The organism is Burkholderia sp. lig30 (genome assembly GCF_000687455.2).
Taxonomy (GTDB): Bacteria; Pseudomonadota; Gammaproteobacteria; order Burkholderiales; family Burkholderiaceae; genus Burkholderia.
The window spans coordinates 1-13,453 of the sequence record NZ_JGVW01000097.1; the positions used below are offsets into that span (position 1 = coordinate 1).

The following is a 13,453-nucleotide window of genomic DNA, read 5'->3' on the forward strand; positions in this document are numbered from 1 at the left end:
GCGCGTAGGTGTCGGCGACGTCCCGCAGGTAGCGTCCGCCGCGGTGGTCGGCAACCGACATCGTGCGCGGCCGGTTGCCGAATTCGTACGCGAACACCGTGCATTGCGTGACGGACAGCGCCTCGTCGAACAGCTTCAGAAGCTCGGTGGCGAACGCGTTCGGATCGCCCGCGCCGATCGCGGCGACGAGGCCGGTCGCTCGGGACACGTCCAGCTGTCCTGTCAGGTTCGGTCGCTCGAGACGCCAGGTGCGCATGATGCTGGGTGAAATCGCGGAATCGATGCGATTGTAAGCGTGCGAAACGCGCCGTGTCTCGTCGGGAAATGCCCGCAGGCGCTGCCTGCGCGCGATGCTTGTCGACACGGGCGGTGGCGTTTTCCCGGCCGTAAACGAGAAAGGGGCGACAAGTACTTGACTTGTCGCCCCTTGAAGCTTGGTGCCGGAAAGAGGAGTCGAACCCCCGACCTTCGCATTACGAATGCGCTGCTCTACCAACTGAGCTATTCCGGCAGCAGAGAAATGAAATTATATGGCGAAATCTGATTGCTTGGCAAGAGGTTTTGCGAATCTTTTTCAGCTTTTTGGCTGCTGACCCGCTCAACTTCCCGATTTCCCCGGAATTTCACTTCCGCGGCGCCGCGACCGAACTGGGGCCGCTTGCGCGAGGGCCAGATTGTACGATGCCTCGCACGCGGCCGTCCAGCGGTTTATCGCATTTATTCCGCGTCGAGGTGATAGCGCGTGACGCGCTCGACTTCGTTCTTCGAGCCGAGGAACACCGGCACGCGCTGGTGCAGGCCGGTCGGCTGCACTTCCATGATGCGCTGGGTGCCGTTCGTCGCCGCGCCGCCGGCCTGCTCGACGAGGAACGCCATCGGGTTCGCCTCGTACATCAGGCGCAGCTTGCCCGGGCGATCCGGCGTGCGCTTGTCGGCCGGGTACATGAACACGCCGCCGCGGTTCAGGATGCGGTGCACGTCGGCGACCATCGACGCGATCCAGCGCATGTTGAAGTTGTCGCCGCGCGGGCCTTCCTTGCCGGCGTTCAGCTCGTCGATGTAGCGCTTGACCGGCTCGTACCAGTGGCGCGCGTTCGACGCGTTGATCGCGTATTCCCGGGTGTCCTCGGGAATACGCATGTTGCTCTGCGTGAGCACCCACGAGCCGACTTCGCGGTCGAGCGTGAAGCAGTTCACGCCGTCGCCGGTCGTCAGCACGAACACCGTCTGCGGGCCATACACCGCGTAGCCCGCCGCGACCTGCTCGGTGCCGGGCTGCAGGAACGATTGCTCGGTGGCCTGCTGGCCGTCCGGGCAGCGCAGCACCGAGAAGATCGTGCCGATCGACACGTTCACGTCGATGTTCGACGAGCCGTCGAGCGGGTCGAACACCAGCAGGTATTCGCCGCGCGGATAGTTCTCGGGAATCGGGAAGAACGTCTCCATTTCCTCGGACGCCATCGCGGCGAGGTTGCCGCCCCATTCGTTGGCGTCGAGCAGGATCTCGTTCGACAGGATGTCCAGCTTCTTCTGCACTTCGCCCTGGACGTTTTCGCTGCCGGCGGTGCCGAGCGCGTCGCCGAGCGCGCCCTTCGACACGTTGTAGCTGATCGCCTTGCACGCACGGGCGACGACTTCGATCAGAAGGCGCAGGTCGGCAGGCAGTTTGTTGGTCACACGTTGCTGTTCGATCAGGAACTTGGACAGCGTGGTGCGGCGGACGATGGACATGACGAGACTCCGAAAGGCAAGAAAATGCACGAATAGCCGCGATTTTACTCGCCGCGCACCGCGCCGCCGCCTTTTTTGATGCGCGCGCGGCTTCCCGGCCAGAGCCACTCGATTTCGGGCAGCGACACGGCACCCGTCTCGCGCATCGCCGGTGAGCGCACGGCGGGCGGGCAGATGCAAAAAAAAGCCGGCGCCGCATCGTGCGGCGCCGGTTTGCCCGGCCGGAACGGCGGGCGTTTGCGTCAGGCGAGCGCCTTCTCGACGATTTCGCGCACGTCGCGCGATTTCGCGCCGGCGGCGACCTGCTCGAGCGCCGCGCGCATCCCGTCGCGCAGCACCGGCGTGAAGCGGCGCCACAGTTCGAGCGAGCGCGCGAGCCGCGCGGCGACCTGCGGATTGATCGCGTCGAGCGCGAGCACCTGTTCCGCCCAGAACGCGTAGCCGGAGCCGTCCGCCGCATGGAACTGAGACGGGTTGGCCGCGCAGAAGCTGAAGATCAGCGAGCGCGCGCGGTTCGGATTCTTCAGATTGAACGCCGGATGCGCGAGCAGCTTGCGGACCTTGTCGAGCGTCGGCTGCCCGGGCGTGCCGCGCTGCGCGGCCTGCATCGCAAACCACTTGTCGATCACGAGCGCTTCCTGCTCGAAGCGCCGGTAGAAATCGGCAAGCGCACGCTCGGCCGGCTCGTTCGCGCCCGCGGCGGCGGCGGACAGCAGCGCGCCGAGCGCGGCCGCGCGGTCGGTCATGTTGTCCGCCGCGTCGTACTGCGCGTTCGCGAGGCGCACCGCATCGGCCGGATCCTCCAGCTCGGCGAGATACGCGAGCGCCAGGTTCTTCAGCGCGCGGCGGCCGGCCGCGTCCGGCGTCGGCGCGTAGGCGCCGGGCGTCTGCTGGCCTTCGTACGCGGCGAGCCAGTCGGCGCGCAGCGCGGTGGCGAGCTGGCGGCGCACGAACAGGCGCGCGCGATGCACGGCGGCCGGGTCGGCTTCGGCCATCTGGTCGGCGAGGTAGGTTTCGGACGGCAGCGTCAGCGCCAGTTCGCGGAACGCGGGCGACAGGCTGTCGTCGGTCAGCACGCGGCCGAACGCGGCGACGAAGTTCTCGCCGAGCGTGAGCGGCGCATTCGCCGCCGCGCGCGCGGCGAGCGTCAGGAGCGCGCGCGTCGCGAGCCGCTGGCCGGCTTCCCAGCGGTTGAACGGATCGCTGTCGTGCGCGAGCAGGAACGCGAGGTCGTCGTCGCTGTAGTCGTACTCGACGATCACCGGCGCGGAGAAATTGCGCAGCAGCGACGGCAGCGGCTGCTCGGGCACGTCGACGAACGTGAAGGTCTGTTCGACCTCGGTGAAGTCGAGCACGCGCGTGGTGCCGGACGCGGCCGCCTCGCCGTCGAGCCGCAGCGGCAGATCCTGGCCGTCGCGGCCGATCAGGCCGATTGCGAACGGAATCAGCAGCGGCCCCTCTTGCGTGTCGCGCGCGGCCGGCGACGCGTCGCCATAGCCTTGCGCGAGCGTGACCGTGTAGCGCCGCGTTGCGGCATCGTACGCGGTGCGTACCGTCACGCGCGGCGTGCCGGCCTGGCTGTACCAGCGTTCGAACTGCGCGAGGTCGCGGCCGTTCGCGTCCGCCATCGCGTGGCGGAAATCGTCGCAGGTGACCGCGTGGCCGTCATGGCGCTCGAAATACAGGTCCATCCCGCGCCGGAAGCCGTCGCGGCCGAACAGCGTCTGGTACATCCGCACGACTTCCGAGCCTTTCTCGTAGACGGTCATCGTGTAGAAGTTGTTGATCTCGACGTAGCGCTCCGGGCGCACCGGATGCGCCATCGGGCCGGCGTCCTCGGCGAACTGGAGCTGGCGCAGCACGCGCACGTCCTCGATGCGCTTGACCGCGCGGGCCGCCGCGTTCGCGTCGTCGCCCGCCGCCATGTCGGCCGAGAACTCCTGGTCGCGGAACACCGTCAGGCCTTCCTTCAGGCTCAGCTGGAACCAGTCGCGGCAGGTCACGCGGTTGCCGGTCCAGTTGTGGAAATACTCGTGGCCGACGACCGACTCGATGTTCGCGAAATCGGTATCGGTCGCGGTTTCGGGGTTCGCCAGCACGTATTTCGTGTTGAAGATGTTGAGCCCCTTGTTTTCCATCGCGCCCATGTTGAAATCGCCGACCGCGACGATCATGAAGCGGTCGAGATCCAGTTCGAGGCCGAAGCGCTTTTCGTCCCAGCGGATCGAATGGATCAGCGAATCCATCGCATGGCGCGTCTTGTCGAGGTCGTGCGGCTCGACCCATACTTGCAGCAGCTTGTCCTTGCCGGAGCCAGTGGTGATCTTTTCCTCGAGCGCGACGAGCTTGCCCGCGACGAGCGCGAACAGGTAGCTCGGCTTCCTGAACGGGTCTTCCCATTTCGCGTAGTGACGGCCGTCGGGCAGCTCGCCGGACGCGATCAGGTTGCCGTTCGACAGCAGCACCGGATACGCGGCCTTGTCGGCGCACAGCGTGACCGTATACGAGGCCATCACGTCGGGCCGGTCGAGGAAGTAGGTGATGCGGCGGAAGCCCTCGGCCTCGCACTGCGTGAAGAAATTGCCGCTCGACACGTACAGCCCGGACAGCGTCGTGTTCTGGTCCGGTGCGCATGCGCTTTCGATCGTCAGTGCGAACGCGTCGGGCACGTTCTCGACGGTGAGCCCGTGCTCGTGCGCGCGCACGGCGGTGCAGCGCGCGCCGTCGTACCAGGCGCCGATGAATTCGAGCGCTTCGCCCATCAGCTCCAGGTGCGGCGTGTACGCCGCGTCGGGATTGCGTCGCACGCGCATCGTATTCCTGACGATCGTGCGGGCCGGCGCAAGCTCGAATTCGAGTTCGACGGAATCGATGAGGAAGGCCGGTGGCGTGTAGTCGGCGCGGCGGATCACGGTGGAGGAGGCGTTGTCGGACATGGTGGTCGTGAGCGATGAAGTCGGTTTCGGGCGCGCGGCGCGCGCCCGGCGAACCGGTTCATTGTACAAAGGCCGGGGCACGCGTGCGGCGCGAACTTTTTACCGCGCGCACCAGTCCGCGTATTATCGGCATCCCGGCCGGACCGCGACGCGCGTCGAGCGATCGCGCTCCGTGCCGTGCACTGAAGAGGACGAGCATGAAACGCGAACGGATTTTTCGCGGTGCGGTATGGACGGCGGCGCTGTGCGTGACGCTGCTGTCCGGCTGCACCAGCTATGTGACGACGCAGGTGACGGCGTTCTCCGACTGGAGCGGCAGCGACGCGACCCGCACCTATGCGTTTGCGCGCACCGACGAGCAGCGCAACAACCTCGAGCAGTCGACCTATGAGCAGATCGTCGCGAACGAGCTGTCCGCGTATGCGTTCCGGCCGGCGCCGCAGGCGAGCGCGCGCTATCTGGTCGGGCTGACCTACGGCGTGACCAGCGACTTCGTGACGGTGGCGCAGCCGGTCTACTACGACCCGTGGTTCGCGGGCCCGGGGCCGTACTGGCGGCGCGGGCCGTGGGGACCCTGGGGCCCGTGGGGGCCGTTCCCGTCCGGCTACGTGAACCAGACCTATCCGGTCTCCGACTACCTGCTCGGCATTCGCATCACCGAGCGCGCGACGGGCAAGGAGGTCTACAACGTGACGGCGCGCAACAGCGGGGACAGCGTGCCGCTGCTGTATGCGATGCCGTACCTCGCGCGCAGTGCGCTCGCCGATTTTCCGCTCGGCAACGGCGTGGTGCGGACGGTGCGTCTGCCGGTCGACAAGCACGGCGCGCCCGCCGCGCCGGCCAACGAGCGCGCGGTGCCGGCCGCGCCCGCGCCCGGGGCGGCCGCGCCGGCGAAGTAACGCGCCGCGGCGGGCGCGGGTCCCGCGGGCGTCAGACGCCGACGCCGAACAGCGCCAGCGCGCCGAGCACGACGAACAGCACGGCGGCGACGCCGTGCACGACGCCCGTCGGCAGGCGGTGCGCGAAGCGGTCGCCGAGCAGGATCGCCGGCACGTTTGCGAGCATCATCCCGCACGTCGTGCCGGCGACGACGCCGATGTAATCCTGAAAGCGCGCGGCGAGCGCGACGGTCGCCAGCTGCGTCTTGTCGCCCATCTCCGCGAGGAAGAACGCAACGAAGGTCGCGCCGAACACGCCGAGCTTCGAGCGGTTCGCGTTCGCCTCGTCGGCATCGAGCTTGTCCGGCACCAGAATCCAGAGGCCCATCCCGATGAACGAGAACGCGAGCGCCCAGCGCATGATCGACGGCGTGACGAGCACGCCGAGCCACTCGCCGAGCGCGCCCGCGCATGCATGGTTGATGACCGTCGCGGCGAGCACGCCGAGAATGATCGGAAGCGGTTTGCGGTAACGCGCGGCAAGGACGAGGGACAGCAGTTGCGTCTTGTCGCCGATTTCTGCGAGGGCGACGGCGCCGGTGGAGATCAGGAAGGCTTGAGTCACGAAAGGGGTTCCACGGGCCTGTTAAATGTGCGCGAGCGACGATCCACCGCGCGCCGGGCCCTGAAGCGGCGCACTGTGAACCATCGGTCTCGCCAGGCCTTGCGGTGGCTGCGTCCGCCATGGCCATGCGGCCAAGTCTGTTGACGGACGCCTCCGTCACGATGTGCGCCGCGTGGTGCGGGACGTCGAGCGGAGCGGCTACTCCCCAATGTGGGACGGATTCTAGCACGGGGCTTTCCGCGCTGAAAAGCGCTTCCGGCCCCGGTGGCGGCCACGCGCGGGCGTCACCGCGTTACGCCGTCACGCGCCGGCGTGGCGCGCGGCGCCGCGCTCGTGTACACAGCGGCCCGCGGCATAGGTGCGGTAGACGGCGCGGTCGTCGCCGAGCAGTGCGAGCGCGAACAGCAGTTCCTCGAGCGACTCCGCGCGCGCGGTGCGGCGCGCAAGGAGCGGCGTCGCCTGCGGATCGAGCACGACGAAGTCGGCTTCGGTGCGCGGCGCGAGCGTGCCGACCGTATCGGCGAGGTCGAGCGCGTGCGCGGCGCCCGCGGTCGCGAGCCAGAACATCCGGGTGGCGCTCAGGTGGTGTCCGGACAGCCGCGCGACCTTGTGCGCCTCGTTCATTGTCTGCAGCATCGAGAACGACGTGCCGCCGCCCACGTCGGTCGCCAGCGTGACGCGCACGCCGCATGCGTCCGCCTTGCCGAGATCGAACAGGCCGCTGCCGAGGAAGCAGTTCGACGTCGGGCAATGCGCGATCGCAGCCCCCGTCTGCGCCATCCTGCGGCGGTCCTCGTCGTCGAGATGGATGCAGTGGCCGTACACCGCGCGGCGGCGCAGCAATCCGTAATGGTCGTAGATGTCGAGATAGCTGCGGTGGCCGGGGAACAGCTCGGCCGCCCATTTCACCTCGTCGACGTTCTCCGCGACGTGGCTCTGGACGAACACGTCCGGATGGCGGCGCGCCAGCTCGCCGCACGCGTCGAGCTGCGCCTCGCTCGACGTCGGCGCGAAGCGCGGCGTGAGCGCGTACATCTGGCGGCCGTGCCCGTGCCAGCGGCCGATCAGCTCGGCGCTGTCGTCGTAGCCCGATTGCGCGGTGTCGCGCAGGAACGCGGGGCAGTTGCGATCCATCAGCGCCTTGCCCGCGATCATCCGCAGATCGCGCGCGTCGCTGGCGGCGAACAGCGCATCCGCCGACTGCTTGTGCACCGTGCAGTAGACGAGCGCGCTCGTCGTGCCGCAGGCGAGCAGCTCGCCGACGAAGAATTCCGCCACCTCGCGCGCATGCGCGGGATCGGCGAACTGCCGCTCGGTCGGGAACGTGTACCTGTCGAGCCACGGCAGCAGGCCCGGCGCCGGCGACGCGATCATGTCCGTCTGCGGATAGTGGATGTGCGTGTCGATGAAGCCGGGCGCGATCAGCTTGTCGCGCATCTCGTGCACGACGGCGCCGGGCGCGAGCTGCGCGGCGAGCCGCGCGTAGGGGCCGGCCGCGACGACCTTGCCGCCGTCGACGATCAGCAGGCCGTCGGTCTCGTAGGCGGCGTCCTGCCCGGCTTGCGCCGGGTCGCCGTCGAAGGTCAGCAACTGGGCGCGGAAAGCGGTTTGCGTCATGGCGAATCGTCCCGGGAAATCAGCGTTGCGCGATCGTCGGCGCGCCGCTCACGCGGCGTGCCAGTAGGCGTCGAGGCGCGCGATCAGCGCGTCGCGCTGCGCGTCGTCGACGAACGCGGCCTCGAAGCCGTTGCGGATCACGGTGTGGACTTCCGCGTCCGACAGATTCAGCGCGTCGACGGTCGCGAAATAGTTGTCGTTGACGTAGCCGCCGAAATAGGCCGGATCGTCGGAGTTGATCGTCACCGCGACGCCGCGCGCGAGCAGCGCCTTCAGCGTGTGCTTTGCCATGTCGTCGAACACGCACAGCTTCAGGTTCGACAGCGGGCAGACGGTCAGCGGCACGCGCGTTGCCGCGAGACGCTCGACGAGCGCGTCGTCCTCGATGCTGCGCACGCCATGATCGATCCGGTCGACCTTCAGCAGGTCGAGGGCCTCGTACACATACGCGGGCGGGCCTTCCTCGCCGGCATGCGCGACGAGCTTGAGCCCGAGCGCGCGCGCCCTGGCGAACACGCGTGCGAACTTCGACGGCGGATTGCCGCGCTCCGACGAATCGAGCCCGACGCCGATCAGGCGATGCCGGTAGCGCTCGAAGAGCGGCAGCGCGGCGTCGAAGGTCGCGAGCGCATCGTCCTCGGACAGATGGCGCAGGAAGCACAGGATCAGCTTGCTCGACAGGCCGCGCTGTTCCGCGTCGGCGAGTGCGCGATCGATGCCGGCCACGACCGTCTCGATCGGCACGCCACGCTCGGTGTGCGTCTGCGGATCGAAGAACAGTTCAGTGTGGACGACGTTGTCCGCGAGCGCGCGCTCGACGTAGGCCGCCGTCATGTCGTAGAAGTCCTGCTCGGTGAGCAGCACGCTCGCGCCCGCATAGTAGATGTCGAGAAACGACTGCAGGTCGGTGAACGCGTACGCGGCACGCAGTGCGTCGATCGACGGGTACGCGAGTGTCACGTTGTTGCGCTGCGCGAGCGCGAAGATCAGCTCCGGCTCGAGCGAACCTTCGATGTGGATGTGCAGCTCCGCTTTCGGTGCGCGGGCGATCTTGTCTTTGAAGGTCGGGGTCATGGCGTTTGTTCTTGGTCGGTCAGGGTGGTGGGGTGGGCGCTCGCTCGCGCGTGTACCTCGACGGCTTGCAGCAGTTGCGCGGCGATCGCGATCGCGATCACTTCGGGTGCCTTGTCGACGATGCCTTCCACGCCGATCGGGCAGCGCATGCGCGCGATCTGCGCCGGATCGATGCCGAGCGCGGCAAGGCGGTGGTCGAACTGTGCGCGCTTCGTGCACGAGCCGGTCATCCCGAAGTATGCGTAGTCGCCGCGCCGCAGGATGCGCTCCGCGAGCGCGAGATCGCGCGCGTGGTCGTGCGTCGCCACGACGAAATAGCAGTGCGGCGGCGCGTCGTCGACGGCCGCGTCCGGCACGTCGCGCGCGTCGATCGTCAGGTTGCCGATGCCGGCGAGCACGGCGGGCGGCGGAAACGGCGCCGCGGGTTCGTCGATCCAGCGCACCCGGCAGCGCAGCGTCGCGAGCACCGGCACGAGCGCCGAGCCGACGGGGCCGGCGCCGAACAGCGCGACCTCGAACGATTGCGGCGCGATCGTCTCGGTCATCAGCGCGATGCCGCCGGTTTCCGACAGCAGGCAGCTGGCGCGCGCGGCGGCCGTGTCCGGCTCGCTCAGCCGCGCCGCGTCCGGCGAGGGGCCGAATGATACGCGACGCACCGTCGCGGCGCCCGTGGCGACGCGCTTCGCGAGCGACGCGATCCAGCCGAGGTCGCCGACGTCGAGCCGCTCGAACGCGAGCACCACCGCGCCGCCGCAGCACTGGCCGAGGCTCGGGCCGAGCGCGAACCGCTCCAGCTTGCGCGCATGCGGCACGTGCGCGCCGTCCTTCAGCCATTGCCGCGCGATTTCGATCGCCTGCCATTCCAGATGGCCGCCGCCGATCGTGTGGCGCGCACCGTCGCGGGTCACGACCATTCTGGTGCCCGCGTCACGCGGCGCGGAGCCGTCCACGTGCGCGACCGTCACGAGCACGGCCGCCTCGCCGCGCGCAAGCAATTGCTGGAGATCGCCGAGCCAGGGTTCCATCAGCGTGCTCCGGGAACGGCGGCGTACCGCCGCAAGCCGTGGCGTGCGGCCTGCGCGGCGACGGCGACGCGGGCGGCGGATGCCGGCGCGGGGGGATGCCGCGCGGGCATCGCGTGCGCGCGCAGCGCGGCGTGTCCGGCACGGCGCGTGCGGGCAAGGCCGCGACCGGCGCGGATGCGATGAGGCGGCGGCATGCGGGTGGTGTGCGTCGTCATGTTGAATCCAGTCGACAGGGCGGATCGGGGGCGCGTGACGCGGGGCTGGATGAACTGGCCTCGCGCATGTGAACCGCGATCCAGAGATCACGATAGCACCGCTAAAAAAACGCGATATCAGCGCGCGTCTATCGGGACCATCAGGCAACGATCATGTCGATCGCGGAATGCCGTTGCCCGGGCCACCGGGAAGCGCGCTGCGGCGCGGGCCGGGCGCGGCACGGTGGCAAGGGGCGAAGCGGGCGACCGGCTGCGGGCGACCGGCTGCGGGCGACCGGCGGCGAGCGCCCGGCTGGCGGGCCCGGCGTACGGACCGCCGCCGCACGCCCGTCATGGGCCTGAACAGGCCCGGGGGCTAGCGCGCGGCGGACCCGCGCGCGGAGCGCGTCAACCGGCGAACTGCTTGCGATGACGCCAGACGCTCGCCGCGACCGGGACCAGGATTGCGACGAACGCGATCAGCGCCCATCCCGGCAGCAGGATGCCGAGGATCGGCGGATACACGGTTTCGCACAGGCCGGCGACCTTGAACATGCCGGGGAACCATTGCGCGGGCGGCAGGCTGTCGACGATCGGCTGCAGCGTGTCGAAGCCGCAGCTGAAACCGGGGTTCAGCTGGATCGACAGGTGCCGGGCGGCGGTACCGACGCCCGCTGCCGCGGAGATTGCGATCAGCGTCTCGAGCAGCACGATGCCGCGCCACCGCTGCATCCCGGCGGCGAGAAACGCGAAGATGCCGACCAGCGCGAAGAAGTAGCGCTGGATGATGCACAGCGGGCAGGGATCCTCGTTCTTCACGTACTGCAGATAGAGCGCGCCCGCCAGCAGTGCAATGCACGTCAGCCCGAGCAGGATCAGCAGGCGGCGCTCGCGGCGCAGTGAAAGCGTGAAATCGTTCATTGTCGTCGGCAATCCTTGTCGTTCCGTCAGGAGAATAAGCGGTCGATTTTAGCGCGAAGGCCGGCGTGCCGGCACAGCGCGCCGCCGCATGCCGTCACCGGATCGTGTTCAGCACGGCTTCCACGGCCTGGCCGATCGCGAGCAGCGCGTCGTCGCGATGCGGCGCGCCGGCCAGCATCAGGCCGACCGGCGCGGCGTCGCGCGGGTGGCATGGCAGCGACAGCGCGCACGCGTCGAGGAAGTTGAACGCGCTCGGATTGCGCAGGATCAGCGCGTTGGCATGGGCGAACGCCGCGTCGTCGGTCTCCAGCTCGGCGATGCGCGGCGGCACGACCGGCACCGTCGGCGCGACGAGCGCGTCGAAGCGCGGCCAGATCGTGCGGGCGGCGTCGTCCAGCATCGCGGCGCGTGCCGCGAGCAGATCCAGGTAGTCGGCCGCCGTCGCGGGCTCGCCTTTCAGGATGCGCGTCAGCACGCGCGGATCGTACTGGTCGCGATGCTGCGCGAGGAGCGGCCGGTGCCACGCGTACGCCTCAATTGGCGAGAAGCCGAAACGGTTGATGTCGGGCAGCCGGTCGAGTGCGGCGAAGCGCACGTCGAAGACAATCGCGCCGGCCGCCTCCAGATGCTTGAGCGCGGTGTCGATTGCAGCCGCGACCTCGGCGTCGACGCCGTCGGTCACGTAGTTCGTCAGCACGCCGAGCCGCACGCCTTCGAGCGGCCGCGCGGCCGGCACGAGCGGCTCGACGCCGGCGAGTATCCGGTCGACGAGCGCGCAGCACCCCACCGTCACGCCGATCGGGCCGAACGAGTCGAGCGTCGTCGACAGCGGCACGCCGCCTTGCGTCGGAATCCGGCTCGCGGTCGGCTTGAAGCCGGTCAGCCCGCACAGTGCGGCGGGAATGCGGATCGAGCCGCCGGTGTCGGTGCCGAGCGCGACGGCCGCCATCCCGTCGGCGACCGAGGCGGCCGCGCCCGACGACGAGCCGCCCGCGATGCGCGCGTCGCCCGGCACGTTGCGCCGGTATGGCGAGCGCGGCGTGCCGAAATGCGGGTTCAGGCCGAGCCCGGAGAACGCGAACTCGCTCATGTTGGTGCGGCCGACCAGCACCGCGCCGGCACGCCTGAGCCGCGCGACCGCGACCGCGTCGGCGCGCGCGGGCGGCGCGCCGTCGAGCACCTTCGAGCCCGCGCGCGTGACTTGCCCCGCGACGTCGAACAGGTCCTTGACCGACACCGGAATGCCCGCAAGCGGCGACAGCACCGTGCCCGCGGCGCGCAGCCGGTCGTGCGCGTCGGCCGCGGCGCGCGCGTGATCGGCATCGACCTCGGTGAAGGCGATCGCGCCCTGGCCCGACGGGTCGGCGATCCGGTCGAGCGCGGCGTCGACGAGCGCGCGGCTCGTCGTGCGGCCGGACGCGAGGTCGGCTGCGAGCTGGGCGAGCGGGGGAAACGGCGTGAAAGAAGTCATGATCGGTTCAGGGGCGAAGATGTTGAACAAGCGTGGAGCGGAACGACGCGATGTGATGCTCGACGGCCGCGCGCGCGCCGGCGGCGTCGCGCGCGCGCAACCGCTCGTAGAGCGCGCGGTGCTCGTGCTGGACCTCGGCGAGATGGTGCGGCTCGGACAGCGTGACGAACCAGTAGCGCAGCGAGCGCTCGTGCAGCCCGCGCAGCAGGTCGGCCAGCACCGGGTTGCGCGCGGCTTCGCCGATCGCCTGGTGGAATGCGCGATCGAGCTCCATCGTGCCTTCGACGTCGTGCGCCGCGACACAGGCTTGCGCGGCGTCGAGCAGCGTGCTCATGCGCGCAAAATCGTCGGGTGTCGCGTGGCGCGCGGCCAGCTCGGCGCAGTGCGCCTCATTGATGCGCCGCACGTCGACGATCGCGAGGATGTCGTCGAGCGACAGCGGCTGCACCATCAGCCCCTTGCGCGGCAGCACCGACAGCAGGCCTTCGAGCACCAGCCGATGAACGGCCTGATGAACGGGCGTGCGCCCGATGCCCGTGCGCGCGACGAGGTCGGCTTCGTTGAGCGCCGCGCCGGGCGCGAGCCGCATCGCGATGATGTCGCGCTGGATCAGCGCATGCGCGCGATCGGCGAGGCTGGCTGCGGATTCGGCGGGCGTGGCCCGCACCGCACGGGGGGGTGTCCGCTGGCTCATGCGTACGGCGAGCAGCGCGTCGGACGGGGTGAGGGCATGCGCGGGCGATCCTCGTGGACAGGCAGTTCGTGGATAGTATGGTGATATATCACTGGCGTCCAGCGCGTCAAAAAGCCGTACGCCGGGTGCGCGTGGTGATTGACCGGGCGGATGCAACAATACTGACGAAATGTTGTCGGTTTGCTGCTGATCGGGCGCTGAAGCATAATGAATCTTCGTCTATCCACACGCGTGAGCGACGCGCCAGACCATCGTCATGAGCGAAAACACGCCTTCCGCTGCCGGCC

11 protein-coding genes, 1 tRNA gene, 1 pseudogene and 1 riboswitch are annotated in these 13,453 nt (G+C 69.2%); of the genes and pseudogenes, 1 reads left to right on the forward strand and 12 read right to left on the reverse strand.

Annotation, left to right across the window (positions count from 1 at the left end; all coding sequences use genetic code 11):
- The 4 genes and pseudogenes from LIG30_RS19985 to pepN form a co-directional block, all read right to left on the reverse strand.
- A pseudogene (locus LIG30_RS19985) lies at nucleotides 1–208 on the reverse strand (LuxR family transcriptional regulator); the annotation flags it as partial.
- Nucleotides 209–435: 227 nt separating this feature from the next.
- Nucleotides 436–511, reverse strand: a tRNA-Thr gene (locus LIG30_RS19990).
- A 206-nt stretch (nucleotides 512–717) separates the two neighbouring features.
- Nucleotides 718–1,731 (reverse strand): class 1 fructose-bisphosphatase, encoded by a 1,014-nt coding sequence (locus LIG30_RS19995; RefSeq protein WP_038714807.1) that lies wholly within the window; start codon nucleotides 1,729–1,731, stop codon nucleotides 718–720.
- Between the two features lie 242 nt (nucleotides 1,732–1,973).
- Nucleotides 1,974–4,667, reverse strand: coding sequence for an aminopeptidase N (gene pepN / locus LIG30_RS20000; protein WP_038714809.1), 2,694 nt, complete (start codon nucleotides 4,665–4,667; stop codon nucleotides 1,974–1,976).
- Nucleotides 4,668–4,864: 197 nt separating this feature from the next.
- On the opposite strand from pepN, the gene LIG30_RS20005 reads away from it, so the two are divergent.
- Complete coding sequence (locus LIG30_RS20005) at nucleotides 4,865–5,566, forward strand: DUF4136 domain-containing protein (RefSeq protein WP_038714811.1); 702 nt, start codon at nucleotides 4,865–4,867, stop codon at nucleotides 5,564–5,566.
- Nucleotides 5,567–5,597: 31 nt separating this feature from the next.
- On the opposite strand, the gene LIG30_RS20010 is transcribed toward LIG30_RS20005, so the two are convergent.
- The 8 genes from LIG30_RS20010 to LIG30_RS20045 form a co-directional block, all read right to left on the reverse strand.
- Nucleotides 5,598–6,170: a TMEM165/GDT1 family protein gene (locus LIG30_RS20010; RefSeq protein WP_038714812.1), complete on the reverse strand. Its 573-nt coding sequence runs from the start codon at nucleotides 6,168–6,170 to the stop codon at nucleotides 5,598–5,600.
- Between the two features lie 78 nt (nucleotides 6,171–6,248).
- A riboswitch (yybP-ykoY riboswitch) is annotated at nucleotides 6,249–6,389 on the reverse strand.
- A gap of 81 nt (nucleotides 6,390–6,470) precedes the next feature.
- Entirely contained in the window at nucleotides 6,471–7,787 is a 1,317-nt protein-coding gene (gene guaD / locus LIG30_RS20015; protein WP_038714813.1) for a guanine deaminase, read from the reverse strand.
- Between the two features lie 48 nt (nucleotides 7,788–7,835).
- Entirely contained in the window at nucleotides 7,836–8,861 is a 1,026-nt protein-coding gene (locus tag LIG30_RS20020) for an adenosine deaminase (protein WP_038714814.1), read from the reverse strand.
- Nucleotides 8,858–9,886 carry a xanthine dehydrogenase accessory protein XdhC gene (xdhC, locus tag LIG30_RS20025; protein ID WP_038714816.1) on the reverse strand — a complete coding sequence of 343 codons (1,029 nt, stop codon included), beginning with the start codon at nucleotides 9,884–9,886 and terminating at the stop codon, nucleotides 8,858–8,860. The genes LIG30_RS20020 and xdhC overlap by 4 nt, the downstream gene beginning before the upstream one ends.
- Nucleotides 9,886–10,101: a hypothetical protein gene (locus LIG30_RS20030; protein WP_038714818.1), complete on the reverse strand. Its 216-nt coding sequence runs from the start codon at nucleotides 10,099–10,101 to the stop codon at nucleotides 9,886–9,888. Before LIG30_RS20030 ends, xdhC begins: the two co-directional genes overlap by 1 nt.
- A 387-nt stretch (nucleotides 10,102–10,488) precedes the next feature.
- A complete protein-coding gene (locus LIG30_RS20035) occupies nucleotides 10,489–11,001 on the reverse strand; it encodes a disulfide bond formation protein B (protein ID WP_038714819.1) in 513 nt (170 codons plus the stop codon).
- Between the two features lie 94 nt (nucleotides 11,002–11,095).
- Complete coding sequence (locus tag LIG30_RS20040; RefSeq protein ID WP_038714820.1) at nucleotides 11,096–12,472, reverse strand: amidase; 1,377 nt, start codon at nucleotides 12,470–12,472, stop codon at nucleotides 11,096–11,098.
- 7 nt (nucleotides 12,473–12,479) lie between these two features.
- A complete protein-coding gene (locus LIG30_RS20045; protein ID WP_051995098.1) occupies nucleotides 12,480–13,166 on the reverse strand; it encodes a GntR family transcriptional regulator in 687 nt (228 codons plus the stop codon).
- Nucleotides 13,167–13,453: the final 287 nt, after the last annotated feature.

Coding starts and splice junctions, on each gene's coding strand:
- LIG30_RS20045 (WP_051995098.1), bottom strand. CDS start 13,166: ATGAGCCAGCGGACACCCCCCCGTGCGGTGCGGGCCACGCCCGCCGAA.
- LIG30_RS20040 (WP_038714820.1), bottom strand. CDS start 12,472: ATGACTTCTTTCACGCCGTTTCCCCCGCTCGCCCAGCTCGCAGCCGAC.
- pepN (WP_038714809.1), bottom strand. CDS start 4,667: ATGTCCGACAACGCCTCCTCCACCGTGATCCGCCGCGCCGACTACACG.
- xdhC (WP_038714816.1), bottom strand. CDS start 9,886: ATGGAACCCTGGCTCGGCGATCTCCAGCAATTGCTTGCGCGCGGCGAG.
- LIG30_RS20035 (WP_038714819.1), bottom strand. CDS start 11,001: ATGAACGATTTCACGCTTTCACTGCGCCGCGAGCGCCGCCTGCTGATC.
- LIG30_RS19995 (WP_038714807.1), bottom strand. CDS start 1,731: ATGTCCATCGTCCGCCGCACCACGCTGTCCAAGTTCCTGATCGAACAG.
- LIG30_RS20005 (WP_038714811.1), top strand. CDS start 4,865: ATGAAACGCGAACGGATTTTTCGCGGTGCGGTATGGACGGCGGCGCTG.
- LIG30_RS20030 (WP_038714818.1), bottom strand. CDS start 10,101: ATGACGACGCACACCACCCGCATGCCGCCGCCTCATCGCATCCGCGCC.
- guaD (WP_038714813.1), bottom strand. CDS start 7,787: ATGACGCAAACCGCTTTCCGCGCCCAGTTGCTGACCTTCGACGGCGAC.
- LIG30_RS20020 (WP_038714814.1), bottom strand. CDS start 8,861: ATGACCCCGACCTTCAAAGACAAGATCGCCCGCGCACCGAAAGCGGAG.